This is a genomic window from Pseudomonas citronellolis (assembly GCF_029335315.1).
GTDB classification, from domain to species: Bacteria; Pseudomonadota; Gammaproteobacteria; order Pseudomonadales; family Pseudomonadaceae; genus Pseudomonas; species Pseudomonas citronellolis_A.
This window is the reverse complement of the sequence record NZ_JARJLT010000279.1, coordinates 1-16441: the sequence shown is the minus strand read 5'-3', so window position 1 is coordinate 16441 and position 16441 is coordinate 1. Positions and strand designations below refer to the sequence as shown.

The 16441-nt window shown below is 67.4% G+C and carries 18 protein-coding genes and 1 pseudogene; 16 read left to right on the top strand and 3 right to left on the bottom strand.

What is annotated here, in order from left to right; all coding sequences use genetic code 11:
• Positions 1–78 precede the first annotated feature (78 nt).
• The 5 genes from P3W75_RS21155 to P3W75_RS21135 all read left to right on the top strand — a co-directional run bounded on the left by P3W75_RS21155 (position 79) and on the right by P3W75_RS21135 (position 6234).
• Entirely contained in the window at positions 79–450 is a 372-nt protein-coding gene (locus tag P3W75_RS21155) for a DUF971 domain-containing protein (protein WP_276229269.1), read from the top strand.
• Positions 451–847: 397 nt separating this feature from the next.
• The gene (phaC, locus tag P3W75_RS21150; protein WP_276229268.1) at positions 848–2527 is read left to right on the top strand and encodes a class II poly(R)-hydroxyalkanoic acid synthase; all 1680 of its coding nucleotides are present in this window, start codon (positions 848–850) and stop codon (positions 2525–2527) included.
• Complete coding sequence (gene phaZ, locus P3W75_RS21145) at positions 2524–3537, top strand: poly(3-hydroxyalkanoate) depolymerase (protein WP_276229267.1); 1014 nt, start codon at positions 2524–2526, stop codon at positions 3535–3537. Before phaC (P3W75_RS21150) ends, phaZ begins: the two co-directional genes overlap by 4 nt.
• Positions 3538–3715: 178 nt before the next feature.
• Complete coding sequence (gene phaC, locus P3W75_RS21140) at positions 3716–5398, top strand: class II poly(R)-hydroxyalkanoic acid synthase (protein WP_276229266.1); 1683 nt, start codon at positions 3716–3718, stop codon at positions 5396–5398.
• A gap of 221 nt (positions 5399–5619) precedes the next feature.
• Complete coding sequence (locus P3W75_RS21135; protein ID WP_276229265.1) at positions 5620–6234, top strand: TetR/AcrR family transcriptional regulator; 615 nt, start codon at positions 5620–5622, stop codon at positions 6232–6234.
• A gap of 76 nt (positions 6235–6310) precedes the next feature.
• On the opposite strand, the gene P3W75_RS21130 is transcribed toward P3W75_RS21135, so the two are convergent.
• The 3 genes from P3W75_RS21130 to P3W75_RS21120 all read right to left on the bottom strand — a co-directional run bounded on the left by P3W75_RS21130 (position 6311) and on the right by P3W75_RS21120 (position 8181).
• Positions 6311–7150 (bottom strand): phasin family protein, encoded by an 840-nt coding sequence (locus P3W75_RS21130; protein WP_276229264.1) that lies wholly within the window; start codon positions 7148–7150, stop codon positions 6311–6313.
• Positions 7151–7160: 10 nt separating this feature from the next.
• Positions 7161–7583 carry a phasin family protein gene (locus P3W75_RS21125; protein WP_276229263.1) on the bottom strand — a complete coding sequence of 141 codons (423 nt, stop codon included), beginning with the start codon at positions 7581–7583 and terminating at the stop codon, positions 7161–7163.
• Positions 7584–7905: 322 nt separating this feature from the next.
• Positions 7906–8181 carry a polyhydroxyalkanoic acid system family protein gene (locus tag P3W75_RS21120; protein ID WP_276229262.1) on the bottom strand — a complete coding sequence of 92 codons (276 nt, stop codon included), beginning with the start codon at positions 8179–8181 and terminating at the stop codon, positions 7906–7908.
• Positions 8182–8311: 130 nt separating this feature from the next.
• On the opposite strand from P3W75_RS21120, the gene ubiE reads away from it, so the two are divergent.
• The 11 genes and pseudogenes from ubiE (at position 8312) to P3W75_RS31935 (ending at position 16439) form a co-directional block, all read left to right on the top strand.
• Positions 8312–9094 (top strand): bifunctional demethylmenaquinone methyltransferase/2-methoxy-6-polyprenyl-1,4-benzoquinol methylase UbiE, encoded by a 783-nt coding sequence (gene ubiE / locus P3W75_RS21115; protein WP_276229261.1) that lies wholly within the window; start codon positions 8312–8314, stop codon positions 9092–9094.
• A 1-nt stretch (position 9095) separates the two neighbouring features.
• Positions 9096–9719, top strand: coding sequence for a ubiquinone biosynthesis accessory factor UbiJ (locus tag P3W75_RS21110; protein ID WP_276229260.1), 624 nt, complete (start codon positions 9096–9098; stop codon positions 9717–9719).
• Positions 9716–11314, top strand: coding sequence for a ubiquinone biosynthesis regulatory protein kinase UbiB (gene ubiB, locus P3W75_RS21105; protein ID WP_276229259.1), 1599 nt, complete (start codon positions 9716–9718; stop codon positions 11312–11314). Before P3W75_RS21110 ends, ubiB begins: the two co-directional genes overlap by 4 nt.
• A gap of 82 nt (positions 11315–11396) precedes the next feature.
• The gene (gene hisI / locus P3W75_RS21100; protein WP_276229258.1) at positions 11397–11801 is read left to right on the top strand and encodes a phosphoribosyl-AMP cyclohydrolase; all 405 of its coding nucleotides are present in this window, start codon (positions 11397–11399) and stop codon (positions 11799–11801) included.
• Positions 11794–12132, top strand: a complete 339-nt coding sequence (locus tag P3W75_RS21095; protein ID WP_276229257.1) for a phosphoribosyl-ATP diphosphatase — start codon at positions 11794–11796, stop codon at positions 12130–12132. The genes hisI and P3W75_RS21095 overlap by 8 nt, the downstream gene beginning before the upstream one ends.
• Positions 12133–12157: 25 nt before the next feature.
• A complete protein-coding gene (locus tag P3W75_RS21090; RefSeq protein ID WP_276229256.1) occupies positions 12158–12397 on the top strand; it encodes a twin-arginine translocase TatA/TatE family subunit in 240 nt (79 codons plus the stop codon).
• 14 nt (positions 12398–12411) lie between these two features.
• The gene (gene tatB, locus P3W75_RS21085) at positions 12412–12864 is read left to right on the top strand and encodes a Sec-independent protein translocase protein TatB (protein WP_276229255.1); all 453 of its coding nucleotides are present in this window, start codon (positions 12412–12414) and stop codon (positions 12862–12864) included.
• Positions 12861–13661 (top strand): twin-arginine translocase subunit TatC, encoded by an 801-nt coding sequence (gene tatC / locus P3W75_RS21080; protein ID WP_276229254.1) that lies wholly within the window; start codon positions 12861–12863, stop codon positions 13659–13661. Before tatB ends, tatC begins: the two co-directional genes overlap by 4 nt.
• Positions 13658–14365 (top strand): 16S rRNA (uracil(1498)-N(3))-methyltransferase, encoded by a 708-nt coding sequence (locus P3W75_RS21075; RefSeq protein ID WP_276229253.1) that lies wholly within the window; start codon positions 13658–13660, stop codon positions 14363–14365. The genes tatC and P3W75_RS21075 overlap by 4 nt, the downstream gene beginning before the upstream one ends.
• 160 nt (positions 14366–14525) lie before the next feature.
• Positions 14526–15584, top strand: a pseudogene (locus P3W75_RS31940) (methyl-accepting chemotaxis protein); the annotation flags it as partial.
• On the top strand, positions 15567–16439 hold the full coding sequence (locus P3W75_RS31935; protein WP_430765397.1) for a methyl-accepting chemotaxis protein: 873 nt from the start codon (positions 15567–15569) through the stop codon (positions 16437–16439). The pseudogene P3W75_RS31940 and the gene P3W75_RS31935, both read left to right, overlap by 18 nt.
• The last annotated feature ends 2 nt before the right edge of the window (positions 16440–16441 follow it).

Genomic DNA, 16441 nt, shown 5'->3' with positions numbered 1-16441 from the left:
CCTGGCGCCGTGCCAGCCCGGTTCGCGAGCAAGCTCGCTCCTGCCAAGAGCCGCCTGTAGCCCTTAGCCGGAGTTTCCATGCACATCCCCAGCGCCATCCAGCTGCACAAGGCCTCGCGCACCCTCACCCTGAAGTACGGCGAGCAGGCCTACGACCTCTCCGCCGAGTTCCTCCGCGTGCACTCGCCCTCGGCCGAGGTGCAGGGCCACGGCAACCCGATCCTCCAGGTCGGCAAGATCAAGGTCGCCCTGGTCGGCCTGGAACCGGCCGGGCAGTACGCGCTCAAGCTGACCTTCGACGACGGCCACGACAGCGGCCTGTACAGCTGGGACTACCTCTACCAGCTGTGCACCCGCAAGGACCAGCTGTGGGCCGAATACCTCGCCGAGCTGGCCGCCGCCGGCAAGTCCCGCGACCCCGACGAGTCCGTCGTGCGCCTGATGCTCTGACCCACCTTTGCGCCGGTTTACCGGCCCCCGCCCGCGCCCGCATCCTCCCGCCCCCGATCAGGGCACGTCATTTGCAACATTCGCCCTGCACACTGGCTGTCGCGTGCTGCCTGTGTTCGAGGTGCGGAAGGGCGAGCGCTCTAGGGCGCGTTTTCTAATCTTCCACGGCATACTCGGGCGCACGGACCCACGCTGCACCAGCTTGCGCGGCGGGTGAATCTCGGGTAACCAAGTCAGTGCAACTTCGTTGCGGACGCGGTCCCTGGAACCCCAACGATGCCGCCAAGTGTTGACATGCGTGGAGCCTGCTCCACGTTCCGCTAACCCGAGCAATGCTTGGCGCGTCACCCAGGTGCAGCCCCGCCAGTATTGGACTCAGGACAATGGAGCGTCGCCGATGCCAGAAAAGAAGAACAACGATCTGTCCCAGCAAGCCGCGGAAAACACCCTGAACCTCAACCCGGTGATAGGGATTCGCGGCAAGGATCTGCTCTCCACTGCCCGTATGGTGCTGCTGCAGGCGCTCAAGCAGCCCTTTCACAGTGTCAAACACGTCGGCCATTTCGGCCTGGAGCTGAAGAATGTCCTGCTCGGCACTTCGGAACTGCGTCCTTCGGACGACGACCGCCGCTTCGCCGACCCGGCCTGGAGCCAGAACCCGCTGTACCGCCGCTACCTGCAGACCTACCTGGCCTGGCGCAAGGAACTGCACGAGTGGATCGGCAACAGCGAGCTGTCGGCGCAGGACATCAACCGCGGCCAGTTCGTCATCAACCTGATGACCGAAGCCATGGCGCCGACCAATACCCTGGGCAACCCGGCCGCGGTCAAACGCTTCTTCGAGACCGGCGGCAAGAGCCTGCTCGACGGCTTGAGCCACCTGGCCAAGGACCTGGTGAACAACGGCGGCATGCCCAGCCAGGTCAACATGGACGCCTTCGAGGTCGGCAAGAACCTGGCCCTGACCGAAGGCGCCGTGGTGTTCCGCAACGACGTGCTGGAACTGATCCAGTACCGGCCGATCACCGAGAGCGTGCATGAGCGCCCGCTGCTGGTGGTGCCGCCGCAGATCAACAAGTTCTACGTCTTCGACCTGTCGCCGGAGAAGAGCCTGGCGCGCTTCAGCCTGCGCAACCAGGTGCAGACCTTCATCGTCAGCTGGCGCAACCCGACCAAGGCCCAACGCGAGTGGGGCCTGACCACCTACATCGAAGCGCTCAAGGAAGCCATCGACGTGGTCCTGGCCATCACCGGCAGCAAGGACCTGAACATGCTCGGCGCCTGCTCCGGCGGCATCACCACCGTCACCCTGCTCGGCCACTACGCGGCCCTGGGCGAGGAAAAGGTGCACGCCTTCACCCAGATGGTCAGCGTACTCGACTTCGAGCTGGACACCACCGTCGCCCTGTTCGCCGACGAGAAGACCCTGGAGGCCGCCAAGCGCCGCTCCTACCAGTCCGGCGTGCTGGAAGGCCGCGACATGGCCAAGGTGTTCGCCTGGATGCGCCCCAACGACCTGATCTGGAACTACTGGGTCAACAACTACCTGCTGGGCAACGAGCCGCCGGCCTTCGACATCCTGTTCTGGAACAACGACACCACGCGCCTGCCGGCCGCCCTGCACGGCGAACTGGTGGAGATGTTCAAGACCAACCCGCTGACCCGCGCCGGCGCGCTGGAAGTGGGCGGCACGCCGATTGACCTGAAGCAGGTCACCTGCGATTTCTACTGCGTGGCCGGCCTGAACGACCACATCACCCCCTGGGAAGCCTGTTATCGTTCGGCACGCCTGCTCGGCGGCAAGTGCGAGTTCATCCTGTCCAACAGCGGGCACATCCAGAGCATCCTCAACCCGCCGGGCAACCCCAAGGCGCGCTTCATGACCGGTCCGGACCTCTCCGCCGACCCGAAGACCTGGCAGGAGAATTCGAGCAAGCACGCCGACTCCTGGTGGCTGCACTGGCAGCAGTGGCTGGCCGAGCGCGCCGGCAAGCTGAAAAAGGCGCCGACCGCCCTGGGCAGCAAGGCCCACCCGGCCGGTGAAGCATCCCCCGGCACCTACGTACACGAACGATGAAGACAGAATCGCTACCCGAAGAAGTCTCCGCCGAGCAGGAGGCAGCGGCCCAGCCGCTGCCCGGGCAGGCGGTCGCGCGCAAGGCGCGCAAGGCTCGCGGCGCCGCGCCGCAGCCGGGCACCCAGGCCGAAGAGACCCAGGCGCGGATCCTCGCGCCGCAGCCCTTCGTGTTCCGCACCATCGACCTCGACGGGCAGACCATCCGCACCGCCGTGCGCCCGGGCAAGGCGCACATGACGCCGCTGCTGATCTTCAACGGCATCGGCGCCAACCTGGAGCTGGTGTTCCCCTTCGTCGCGGCGCTGGACCCGGACCTGGAGGTGATCGCCTTCGACGTGCCCGGGGTCGGCGGCTCGTCGACGCCGAGCACGCCGTACCGCTTCCCCGGCCTGGCGAAGCTGGCGGCGCGCATGCTCGACTACCTCGACTACGGCCAGGTCACCGCCATCGGCGTGTCCTGGGGCGGGGCCCTGGCCCAGCAGTTCGCCCACGACTATCCGGAACGCTGCAAGAAGCTGATCCTCGCCGCCACCGCGGCGGGGGCGGTGATGGTGCCGGGCAAGCCCAAGGTGCTCTGGCGCATGGCCAGCCCGCGGCGCTACATCCAGCCGTCCTATGGCGCGCACATCGCCCCGGACATCTACGGCGGCGCGTTCCGCCGCGACCCCAAGCTGGCCATGGCGTTCGCCGCCAAGGTGCGATCCTCGGGCAAGCTCGGCTACTACTGGCAGCTGTTCGCCGGCCTGGGCTGGACCAGCATCCACTGGCTGCACCACATCCAGCAGCCGACCCTGGTACTGGCCGGCGACGACGACCCGATCATTCCGCTGGTGAACATGCGCCTGCTGGCCTGGCGCATCCCCAACGCCGAGCTGCACGTGATCGACGACGGCCACCTGTTCCTGGTGACCCGCGCCGAGACGGTGGCGCCGATCATCATGAAATTCCTCGCCGAGGAACGGCAGCGCGCGATCATGCACCCGCGCCTGTTCTCCCCCAAGGCCGGCTGACCCCCGGCCCGCGTCATCGCCTCGCAATAGTGCACGTTCATCCTGGCTGACCGGCACGCGTGCCGATTCGTGCCTATGCTTCAGCCCTTGCGCGCGTCAGGAACGCGCCTGCGCGGATTCTGGTACGGGCCTTGCTGCGCCCGATTGACGACGGTTCTTTTCCCAGGGAGAGCTGCACATGCGAGAGAATTCCAGCGCCGGCAGGCCGCCGGCACCCGCCGACTACATGAATGCCAAGAGCGCCATGGTCGGGCTGCGCGGCAAGGACATGCTGTCCACCCTGCGCCTGCTGGCCGCCCAGGGCGTGCGCCGACCGCTGCACAGCGCGCGCCACCTGGCGGCCTTCGGCAAGCAGATGGGCCACGTGCTGCTGGGCGACTCGCCGCTGCAGCCCAACCCCCAGGACGCCCGCTTCCAGGACCCCTCCTGGCGCCTCAACCCCTTCTACCGACGCACCCTGCAGGCCTACCTGGCCTGGCAGCAGCAGTTGCTGGCGTGGATCGACGAGAGCGACCTGGACGCCGACGACCGCGCCCGCGCGCGCTTCGTGCTGTCGCTGTTCGCCGACGCCATGGCGCCGACCAACAGCCTGATCAACCCGCTGGCGGTGAAGGAACTGTTCAATACCGGCGGGCAGAGCCTGCTCAAGGGCGGCCGCCACCTGCTCGACGACCTGATGAACAACGGCGGCATGCCCAGCCAGGTCAACAAGCACGCCTTCGAGGTCGGCCGCAACCTGGCCACCACCCCCGGCGCCGTGGTGTTCCGCAGCGAGATGCTCGAACTGATCCAGTACAAGCCGCTGGGCGAGCACCTGCACGCCAAGCCCCTGCTGATCGTCCCGCCGCAGATCAACAAGTACTACATCTTCGACCTGTCGGCGGAGAAGAGCTTCGTCCAGTACGCCCTGAAGAACAATATCCAGGTGTTCATGGTCAGCTGGCGCAACCCCGACGCGCGCCACCGCGAGTGGGGCCTGTCGACCTACGTGAAGGCCCTCGACGAGGCCATCGAGGTGGCCCGCTCGATCAGCGGCAGTCGCAGCGTCAACCTGATGGGCGCCTGCTCCGGCGGCCTGACCATCGCCGCGCTGCAAGGCCACCTGCAGGCGCGCCGGCAGTTGCGCAAGATCAGCAGCGCCACCTACCTGGTGAGCCTGCTGGACAGCCAGGTGGAAACCCCGGCGGCGCTGTTCGCCGACGAACAGACGCTGGAAAGCACCAAGCGCCGCTCCTACCAGCACGGCGTGCTGGAGGGCAAGGACATGGCCAAGGTGTTCGCCTGGATGCGCCCCAACGACCTGGTGTGGAACTACTGGGTCAACAACTACCTGCTGGGCAAGCTGCCGCCGGCCTTCGACATCCTCTACTGGAACAACGACAACACCCGCCTGCCGGCCGCGCTGCACGGCGACTTCCTCGACTTCTTCAAGCACAACCCGCTGGCCCGGCCAGGGGCCATGGAAGTCTGCGGCACGCCCATCGACCTGAAGAAGGTGGCGGTGGACAACTTCCACGTCGCCGGCATCACCGACCACATCACGCCCTGGGACGCCGTGTACCGCTCGGCGCTGCTGCTGGGCGGCGACAGCCGCTTCGTGCTGTCCAACAGCGGGCACATCCAGAGCATCCTCAACCCGCCGGGCAACCCCAAGGCCTGCTACTTCGAGAACGGCAAGCTCAGCTCCGACCCACGCGCCTGGTATTACGACACCCAGCGCCAGGAAGGCAGCTGGTGGCCGCTGTGGCTGCAGTGGCTGCAGGAGCGCTCCGGCGAGCGTCGGCCGGTACACTTCGAACTGGGCAACGCGGAATACCCGCCGATGGAAGCGGCGCCGGGCACCTACGTGCACGAGCGCTGAGCAACCCTTGCGCACCGGCACCCCGTAGGATGGCTGGAGCGAGGCGATACCCATCACCGCCACAGCATGGGCTTCGCAAACCCAACCCATCCTACGAAAGGCACCCCGGCGTACCGGGGTGTTCTTCGTAGGTAGGGAGCCCCTCACGCTTTCGAGGGACTGGCCGCCACTCCCCGCCCCACGCTATCGTCGAACTCCCCGAGGCAAGAACCAGCACACGGATGAAAACCCGCGACCGAATCCTCGAGTGCGCCCTGCTCCTGTTCAACCAGGAAGGCGAACCCAACGTCTCCACCCTGGAGATCGCCACCGAGCTGGGCATCAGCCCGGGCAACCTGTATTACCACTTCCACGGCAAGGAGCCGTTGGTGCTGGCCCTGTTCGCGCGCTTCGAGGAAGAGCTGCAGCCGCTGCTCGATCCACCCGCCGACGCGCGCCTGGGCGCCGAGGACTACTGGCTGTTCCTGCACCTGATCGTCGAGCGCCTGGCCCACTACCGCTTCCTCTTCCAGGACCTGTCGAACCTCGCCGGGCGCCTGCCCAAGCTGGCCCGCGGCATCCGCAACTGGCTCAACGCGCTCAAGCGCACCCTCGCCGCCCTGCTCGCCCGGCTCAAGGCCGAAGGCGAGCTGACCAGCGACACCGAGTCGCTCGGCCAACTGGTCGAGCAGATCACCCTGACCCTGCTGTTCTCCCTCGACTACCAGCGCATCCTCGGCCGCGAAGGCGAGATCCGCCTGGTGGTCTACCAGGTGATGATGCTGGTGGCGCCGCACCTGCGCGGCGAGTCACGACTGGCCGCCGAGCGCCTGGCACAGCGCTACCTGGCCAGCTGAGGCAGGCCGGAGGTTTCTTCCACGCCAATAAAAACGCCCGGCACGAGGCCGGGCGTCGGGTTCCGCGACAGCCGTATCAGGCCTGGGTCGACGGCGTCGCCGCAGTGGCTGCCGGAGCGACGGCGGCCGGAGCCGGAGTCGGTGCCGGAGCAGGCGCTGCAGCCGCTACCGGAGCCGGAGCTGCCGGTTTCGCCGCCTTGGGCGCCGCGGGCTTTTTCACCGCCGGTTTCTTCGCTGCCGCCGGCTTGGCCGCTGCCGGTTTGGCTGCCGCAGGCTTGGCCGCCGGTTTCGCTGCCGGTTTTGCCGCCGGCTTGGCGGCAGCTTTGGCGGCGGGCTTCGCTGCCGGCTTGGCTGCCGGCTTGGCCGCCGGTTTCGCCGCAGGCTTGGCGGCGGCGGCCTTGGCTGCCGGCTTGGCAGCGGGTTTGGCGGCAGGCTTCGCCGCGGCTGCCTTGGCCGCCGGTTTCGCCGCTGCCTTGGCTGCCGGCTTGGCCACCGATTTGACGCTGACGCCGGTGAGTTTCTCGATCTGCTTGGTCAGGGTCTCGACCTTGCTGTGCAACTCCTTCACCTCGTTGCGGCTCGGCACGCCGAGACGCGAGATGGCGCTGTTCAGGCGCTTGTCGAAGGCCTCTTCCAGCTCGCCCCATTTGCCGAGCGCGCGATCCTTCACCTCATCGACCTTGGAACGGGCCGAGCGGGCGGAAGACTTCACCGCGCCAACGGACTTGTCGACTTCGGATTTGGCCTGCTTCTCGGCCTTTTCACCGTCCTTGACCAGGGTCTCGAACAGCTTGCTGCCGTCATTGCTGACCTTCGAATAGGCCCCCAGACCAGCCAACCAGATCTGCCGGGAGTACTTCTCGATCTCGCCGACCCAACCTGACTCTTTTTTATCGGTAGTTTTCTTGCCAGCCATCCCGCTCTCCTCAATGAGTTTTCGCGACGCGCTCGAGCACCGAGCTCAGCTCATCAAGCTTAGCAGAGAGCGCTTCGACATCCTGCCGCGACGGGATGCCAATGCGATTCAGCGCGGAGGCCACACGGCTGTCGAAAGCCTTCTCGACCTTGTCCAGCTGCACCTCGAACTTGTCCTTCACCAGCGACACGCCGCTCTTGACGCTGTCGTTGGCCGATTCGACCTGCTCGGTCACCAGCTTGCGGCCCTTGGTCTCGACGCCTTCGCCGGCCTTGACCAGGTCCTTGAAGTACTCGCTGCCTTCGGCGCCGACGCGCGCATAGGCGCCCAGGCCGGCCAGCCAGATCTGGCGGGCGTAGTGCTTGACGTCGGTGATCAGGGAAAACTCGCTGACGGCTTTCTCGACTTTCTTCTTGCTGGCGACTTTGGCCATGGTGGTGTCCTCACACTGTGTTATCGGGGTTCCGAAGACGCCCGCAACGTTGCGAGCTTGAGTGCAAGGTATCGAGGAAAATTAGAAAACACATACCAGCCGCCGGACCCCGCGACTTCACCGACTCACGACCTGTAGGAGCGAGCTTGCTCGCGAACCCTTCGGCGCCCATTCCAACCCCGTCATCCCCGCGAACGCGGGGAACCGGAGACGCTGGGCTCCCGCGTTCGCGGGAGTGACGGTCGTGGCATGCGTGTCAACCGCGGTGCTGGGTATCGCTTCGCTCAACCCATCCTACGACGGCACCTCCGCTACGGCGCGATCAGCCCAGCGCATTGTCCAGCGCGCGCTCGATCTCGCCCTTGAGCATGCCGCCCATGGCCGACAGCAGCAGGCCCAGCTTGACCTCCACCGCCACTAGGTCGTCGCCGACCTCGATGCGGCCGTCGACGCCACTGCGCTTGAAGGTCAGGGTGTCGCCTTGCCACGCGTAGCTCACGCCGTGCTCGCGGGCCAGCTTGTCGGCCAGCTTCTGGGCCTTCTCGCGGGCGGCTTCGCGGCCGAGGGAATGGGAACGTTCGACGTGGATGCGGGACATGGGCGACTCCGGAATGACAGACCCATTGATGATACGCGGCACGACGTTTCGCCGCACCCCACGCCCCGGGGCGGCGTTTTCCCCACATCCTGTTAGAATGGCCGCCACTGACTTCCAGGGTATAAACGCCATGAGCGAGCCGCGCAAACCCGCCGGGGACCAGGGCCCCGCCGACCCCACCACGCACTTCGGCTACAAGACCGTGCGCGAGAGCGAGAAGGCCGAGAAGGTCGCCGAGGTCTTCCACTCGGTCGCCGCCAAGTACGACCTGATGAACGACTTGATGTCCGGCGGCATCCACCGTCTGTGGAAGCGCTTCACCATCGAACTGTCCGGCGTGCGCAGCGGCAACCGCGTGCTCGACATCGCCGGCGGCACCGGCGACCTGACGCGGCAGTTCTCGCGCCTGGTCGGCCCGACCGGCGAAGTGGTGCTGGCCGACATCAACGCCTCGATGCTCAAGGTCGGCCGCGACAAGCTGCTCGACAGCGGCGTCGCCGGCAACGTCAGCTTCGTCCAGGCCGACGCCGAGAAGCTGCCCTTCCCCGACAACTACTTCGACGCGGTGACCATCGCCTTCGGCCTGCGCAACGTCACCCACAAGGACGCGGCCATCCGCTCCATGCTGCGGGTGCTCAAGCCGGGCGGCCGCCTGCTGGTGCTGGAATTCTCCAAGCCCACCAGCAGCCTGCTGTCCAAGGCCTACGACGCCTATTCCTTCACCCTGCTGCCGCTGATGGGCAAGCTGGTGACCAACGACTCCGAGAGCTATCGCTACCTCGCCGAGTCGATCCGCATGCACCCGGACCAGGAAACCCTCAAGTCGATGATGGTCGAGGCCGGCTTCGACCGCGTCACCTACCACAACATGACCGGCGGCGTGGTCGCCCTGCACCGCGGCATCAAGCCCTGAGATGGCGCTCCTGACCCAGGCGCTGCTGGCCAGCGCCGAAGCCGGCGTGAACCGCGTGCTGCGCCTGGACGGCGTGGCCCGGCAGCGCCTCGCCCGGCTCGCCGGGCGGGTCCTGGAAGTGGACTGCCAGGCGCCCGCGCTGCGCCTGTTCATCCTCCCCGACGCCGATGGCCTGCACCTGGCCGCACACCACGAGGCCGCGGTCGACTGCACCCTGCGCGCCCCGGCCGGGCGCCTGCTGCAACTGGCGCTGGCCGCCGACAAGACCAGCGTGCTGCACAGCCCGGAAGTGGAAATGGGCGGCGACAGCGCCCTGCTCCTGGAGCTGGCCGACATCCTCCAGAGCCTCGAACTGGACTGGGAATACGAAGTGCAGCGCTGGCTCGGCCCTCTGCCCGCGCACCTGCTCGGCAGCCGCCTGCGCGGCGGCGCGCGCTGGGCCGGCGACAGCCTGGAAAGCCTGCGCCTGAGCCTGGCCGACTACCTCGCCGAGGAAAGCCGGACCCTGGTCGGCAGCCATGAAGCCGAAGCGCGCTTCGCCGAACTCGACCAGTTGAAGATCGCCCTCGACCGTCTCGACGCGCGCCTGACGCGCCTGTCCAAGAAGCTGAAACCCGACGCATGAAGCTGCTCGCCCTCCGCCGCCTGCTGCGCATCCAGAGCGTGGTGATCCGCTACCGCCTCGACGACCTGGTCCTCGAACTGCCGATGCTGCCCTGGTACCTGCGCCTGCTCGGCGGCCTGCTGCCCTGGCGCTGGCTGCCGCGGCGGCGCCTCGACCTCAGCCGCGGCGAACGCATCCGCCTGGCGCTGGAAGGCCTGGGGCCGATCTTCATCAAGTTCGGGCAGATCCTCTCGACCCGCCGCGACCTGCTCCCGGACGACATCGCCAACGAGCTGGCGCGCCTGCAGGACAAGGTCCCGCCGTTCCCGCCGGAAGCCTCGGTGGCGCTGATCGAGGAACAGCTGGGGGCGAAGGTCGAGCAGGTCTTCGCGCGCTTCGAGCGCGAACCGCTGGCCTCGGCCTCGGTGGCCCAGGTCCACGCCGCGCAGCTCAAGAGCGGCGAGGAAGTGGTGGTCAAGGTGATCCGCCCGGGGCTGAAGCCGATCATCCGCGCCGACATGTCCTGGCTGTTCATCCTCGCCCGCCTGGCCGAGCGCCTGTCCGCCGACGCCCGCCGCCTGCACCCGGTGGAAGTGGTCAGCGACTACGAGAAGACCATCTACGACGAGCTCGACCTGCTGCGCGAGGCGGCCAACTCCAGCCAGTTGCGGCGCAACTTCGACGGCTCGCCGCTGCTCTACGTGCCCCAGGTGTACTGGGACTGGTGCCGGCCCAAGGTGCTGGTGATGGAGCGCATCTACGGCATCCCGGTCACTGACCTCGCGACCCTGCGCGACCAGCGCACCGACTTCAAGGCGCTCGCCGAACGCGGCGTGGAGATCTTCTTCACCCAGGTGTTCCGCGACAGCTTCTTCCACGCCGACATGCACCCCGGCAACATCTTCGTCAGCACCCGCACGCCCTGGAGCCCGCAGTACATCGCGGTGGACTGCGGCATCGTCGGCAGCCTCACCGACGAGGACCAGGACTACCTGGCGCGCAACCTGATCGCCTTCTTCAAGCGCGACTACCGCAAGGTCGCGCAGTTGCACATCGACTCCGGCTGGGTTCCGGCGGAAACCCGGGTGAACGACTTCGAGGCGGCGATCCGCACCGTCTGCGAGCCGATCTTCGAGAAGCCACTGAAAGACATCTCCTTCGGCCAGGTGCTGCTGCGCCTGTTCCAGACCGCGCGGCGCTTCAACATGGAAGTGCAGCCGCAACTGGTGCTGCTGCAGAAGACCCTGCTGAACATCGAGGGCCTGGGCCGCCAGCTGTACCCGGAGCTGGACCTGTGGACCACCGCCCAGCCCTTCCTCGAACGCTGGATGCGCGACCGCGTCAGCCCCGGCCAGCTGCTGCGCAACGCCCAGCAACACATCGAGCAGTTGCCGCACCTGGCGCAGATGACCCGCGACACCCTGGAGCGCCTGTCGCAGCCGCAGCCACCCCAGCCCGGCAGCGCCCAGCCGCTGGCCGGCGCCTGGGTCGCGCGGCTGATTGGCGCAGTGCTGGTGGCCGGCGCCGCCCAGATCGGCCTGGCCACCCACAGCATCGAGGCCTGGCCGGCCTGGGCCATGCTGGCCGGTGGTCTGTATCTGATTCTGCGCCGATAGCCAGTCGTCGCCACTGCTGGCACACTTGGTCGTTGATGAAACTGCCGCGGGGCGCATAAGCGCCCGCTGTACGGAAGCGAAGATGAAAGACTGGCTGGACGAAATTCACTGGAACGCCGACGGCCTGGTGCCGGCGATCGCCCAGGACCACAAGACGGGCCGCGTGCTGATGATGGCCTGGATGAACCGCGAGTCACTGACCCTGACCGCCGCCGAGAGCCGCGCCATCTACTGGTCGCGCTCGCGCGGCAAGCTCTGGCGCAAGGGCGAGGAGTCCGGCCACGTGCAGAAGCTGCACGAACTGCGCCTGGACTGCGACGCCGACGTCATCATCCTGATGGTCGAGCAGGTCGGTGGCATCGCCTGCCACACCGGCCGCGAAAGCTGCTTCTACCGCGTCTACCAGGACGGCGACTGGAAAGCCGTCGACCCGGTCCTCAAGGACCCACACGCCATCTACGACAAACCGGGGCACAGCCATGAGTGACAATACCCTCGCGCGCCTGGCCGAAGTCCTCGAAGCGCGCAAGAACGCCGCCCCGGAAAGCTCCTATGTGGCCAGCCTGTACCACAAGGGCCTGAACAAGATCCTGGAAAAGCTCGGCGAGGAATCGGTGGAAACCATCATCGCCGCCAAGGACGCCGCGCAGAGCGGCGACTGCACCGACCTGATCTACGAAACCGCCGACCTCTGGTTCCATTCCCTGGTCATGCTCGCCGCCCTCGGCCAGCATCCCCAGGCGGTACTGGACGAACTGGAACGCCGCTTCGGCCTTTCCGGCCACGACGAGAAAGCCGCGCGCCAGCCGTCGGCCTGAACCCGCATACCTCGAGGAGAACAAGATGGGCATCTTTGACTGGAAACACTGGGTAGTCATCCTGATCGTAGTGGTCCTGGTCTTCGGCACCAAGCGCCTGAAGACCCTGGGCTCGGACGTCGGCGAAGCGGTGAAGGGCTTCCGCAAGGCGATGAACACCGAGGAAGAGGAAAAGCCGCAGCAGCCGGCCAACCCGCCGCTGAACCAGCCGCATACCATCGACGCTCAGGCGCACAAGGTCGAAGAACCGCAGCGCAAGGACTGATGGGATAGCACGCCATGTTCGGAATCAGCTTCAGCGAACTGCTGCTGGTGGGCCTGGTAGCCCTGCTCGTGCTCGGCCCCGAGCGCCTGCCCGGCGCGGCGCGCACAGCGGGCCTGTGGGTCGGCCGGCTGAAACGCAGCTTCAACGCCATCAAGCAGGAAGTGGAGCGCGAACTGGGCGCCGACGAGATCCGCCGGCAACTGCACAACGAGCACATCCTGCAGCTGGAGCGTGACGCGCAGAAGCTGATGGCGCCGCTGACCGGCCAGCAACCGCCGGCCGAAAGCGACGCCACGGCACCCGCGAGCCCGCCGGCGCCACCGACCATCGCCCCGAACAGCCGCCTGGCCAACATACCCGGCGTCGGTATTCCGGCCGCAGCCGAGGCACCCGCCGCGCCAGCCGCGCCCGAGGCCCCGGCCGCGCCGGCCGCCGCCCCTCCGCCCGAGACGCCGCGTACCCCATGAGCGACGAAAAACCCGACCAGCCCGAGAACGACCAGGAAATGCCCCTGGTCTCGCACCTGACCGAACTGCGCACGCGCCTGCTGCGCTGCGTGGCGGTGATCTTCGTGTTCTTCATCGGCCTGCTGTACTTCTCGCAGAAGATCTACACGCTGGCCTCCGCGCCGTTGCGCCGCTTCCTCCCGGAAGGCGCGACCATGATCGCCATCGATCCGGCCTCGGCGTTCCTCGCGCCGCTGAAGCTGACCATGATCGTCGCGGTGCTGCTGGCCATGCCGGTGATCCTGGCGCAGGTCTGGGGCTTCATCGCCCCCGGCCTGTACAAGCACGAGAAGCGCGTGGCCGCGCCACTGCTGGCCTCCAGCGTGATCCTGTTCTACGCCGGCATGGCCTTCGCCTACTTCCTGGTATTCCCGTTGATGTTCCACTTCTTCCTCGGCCAGGCCCCGGAAGGGGTGACGCCGATGACCGACATCAACAGCTACCTGGACTTCCTCACCCTGCTGTTCGCCTTCGGCCTGGCCTTCGAAATCCCGGTGGCCACCGTGCTGCTGGTGTGGATCGGCGTGGTCGACGTGGCGTACCTGAAGAAGATCCGCCCCTACGTCATCATCGGCTGCTTCGTGGTCGGCATGATCCTCACCCCGCCCGACCCGATGTCGCAGACCCTGCTCGCGGTGCCCATGTGGATGCTGTTCGAGGCCGGCGTGCTGTTCAGCCGGCTGATCCGCAAGCGCGGCAAGGACGAGGACGCACAAGCCGCAGAGAAAGGCGACCAGCCGCCGGCGACCCGCCCGTGAACCTGCTGCTGCTGGACGACGCCGACTTCGTCGCGGCGGACCGCGTGTTGCTGCGCGACCGCCGCCTCACCCACCTCCACGAAGTGCACCGTGCCGAAAACGGCGACAGCCTGCGCGTCGGCCACCTCGGCGGGCTGATGGGCGAAGGCCGCCTGCTGCGCCTGGAGCGTGACGAGGCGGAGCTGCAGGTGAGCTTCACCCAGGCGCCGCCGGCCAAGCTGCCGCTGACCCTGCTGCTGGCCCTGCCGCGCCCGAAGATGCTTCGCCGCGTGCTGCAGACCGTGGCAGCCATGGGGGTGCCGCGTCTGGTGCTGTTGAACAGCTACCGGGTGGAAAAGAGCTTCTGGCAGACCCCCTTCCTCGAGGAACAGGCCATCCGCGAGCAACTGGTCCTGGGCCTGGAGCAGGCCCGCGACACCGTGCTGCCGGAAGTGACCATCGAGAAGCGCTTCAAGCCCTTCGTCGAGGACCGCCTGCCGGCCCAGGCCGCCGGCAGCCTGGGCCTGATCGGCCACCCCGGCCCCTGGCCGGAGTGCCCGCGCGCGCTGAACGAACCGGTCACCCTGGCCATTGGCCCGGAAGGCGGCTGGATTCCCTACGAAGTCGAGAAACTCCGCGAAGCGGGGCTCACCCCGGTGCAACTGGGCGAGCGCATCCTGCGCGTGGAAACCGCCGTCACCGCCCTGCTCGCCCGCCTGTTCTGACCGAAAGACTCCCAACGGTCCGAAAAAAGGACCGACAGTCAGAAGACTCCTAAAGAAATTTCAGATTCATGTCGCCCCGCCGATATGACGGGCATTGGCCCTCAGGCGGCGGCGCGCCCTGCGTCCGCCGCTGCCCCATCGTCCCTGGAGCACCGCGTTCATGTCCCGCTGGTTCAGCAATCTCTCGGTCAATTGGAAACTCACCCTGGGCTTCGGCCTGGTACTGCTGCTCACCCTGGTCATCGCCCTCACCGGCTGGATGAACCTGAACAGCGTCATCTCGCGGGGCGACAAGCTCGGCGAAATCTCCAACCTGGCGGGGATCACCAAGGACCTGCGCACGGTGCGCCTGAAGTACCAGTCCAGCCGTTCCAAGGCCGACGCCAAGACGGTGGAAGACACCATCGGCCATCTCGACCAGCAGCAGGACAAGGTCGCCGGGCTGCTCAGCGACCCGGCCGACCTCGCCCGCATCGACCAGCAACGCCAGCTCACCCACCAATACCGCACACTGTTCAAGAACCTGCAGAAGTCCTTCGACAGCCGCGACGGCGCGCGCAAGGTCCTGATCCGCAAGGCCGCCGTGGTCACCCAGGGGCTGGAACTGGTGGAGCAGCACCTGGTCGAGACGGGCAGCGTCGACTCGCTCAAGGGCCTGGCCGAAGTCTCGTCCCTGGGCCGCCAGCTGATGGCCGCGCGCTTCCAGGTACTGACCTACACCGCCAGCGAAGACCCGAGCCTGGAGCAGGGCGCCTTCGCCGCCCTGGCCGACGTCACCAGCATCATGCAGCAGCACGGCCAGGCCGCGCCCGCCGACCAGCAGGAAAACTTCCAGGCCGTGGTCAACGCCCTGCAGGACTACCGCAAGGCCCTGGAACGTTACCGCGACGAGGTCAACAGCGGCCAAGCGGCGCGCGACCAGATGCGCGACAGCGGCCTGCAGATCGAGAAGCTCAGCGGCGAGCTGAGCGTCATCCAGACCGCCAAGCGCGACGCCGACGCCGCCCACGCCAAGCAGATACTGGGCATCGCCTCGCTGCTGGTGCTGGCCTTCGGCGTGTTCGCCGCCTGGATCATCACCCGCCAGATCGTCCTGCCGCTGCGCCAGTCGCTGCTGGCCGCCGAGCGCATCGCCGACGGCGACCTGAGCCAGCAGCTGAAGGTCGACCGCCGCGACGAGCTGGGCCAACTGCAGGCCAGCATGCAGCGCATGAGCCAGTCCCTGCGCGAGCTGATCAGCCACATCCACGACGGCGTCACGCAGATCGCCAGCGCCGCCGAGGAGCTCTCGGCGGTCACCGAACAGACCAGCGCCGGGGTCAACAACCAGAAGAGCGAGACCGACCAGGTGGCCACGGCGATGAACGAGATGGCCGCCACCGTACTGGAAGTCGCGCGCAACGCCGAGGAAGCCTCCGAGGCCGCCAGCAGCGCCGACCGCGAGGCCGGCGCCGGGGCCAAGGCGGTAAACGAGGCGGTCGGCCAGATGGATCGCCTGGCGGCCGAGGTCGGCCGCTCCAACGAAGCGGTGCAGCAACTCAAGCGCGAGAGCGAGAAGATCGGCAGCGTGCTCGACGTGATCAAGGCGGTGGCCGAGCAGACCAACCTGCTGGCGCTCAACGCCGCCATCGAAGCCGCCCGCGCCGGCGAGGCCGGGCGCGGCTTCGCGGTGGTCGCCGACGAGGTGCGCGGCCTGGCGCAACGCACCCAGCAGTCCACCGAGGAGATCGAAGAGCTCATCACCGGGCTGCACACCGGCACCCAGCAGGCGGTGCAACGCATGGAAAGCAGCCGCGCGCTCACCGACAGCACCCTGGACCTGGCGCGCCGCGCCGGCGAACGCCTGGACTCGATCACCCGCACGGTGTCCGGCATCCAGTCGATGAACCAGCAGATCGCCGCCGCCGCCGAACAGCAGAGCGCCGTGGCCGAGGAGATCAACCGCAGCGTGATGAGCGTGCGCGACATCTCCGAGCAGACCGCCGCCGCCAGCGAGGAAACCGCCGCGTCGAGCATCGAGCTGGCGCGCCTGGGCACCGAGCTGCAAGGCCTGGTCGCCCGCTTCCGCCTCTGAGC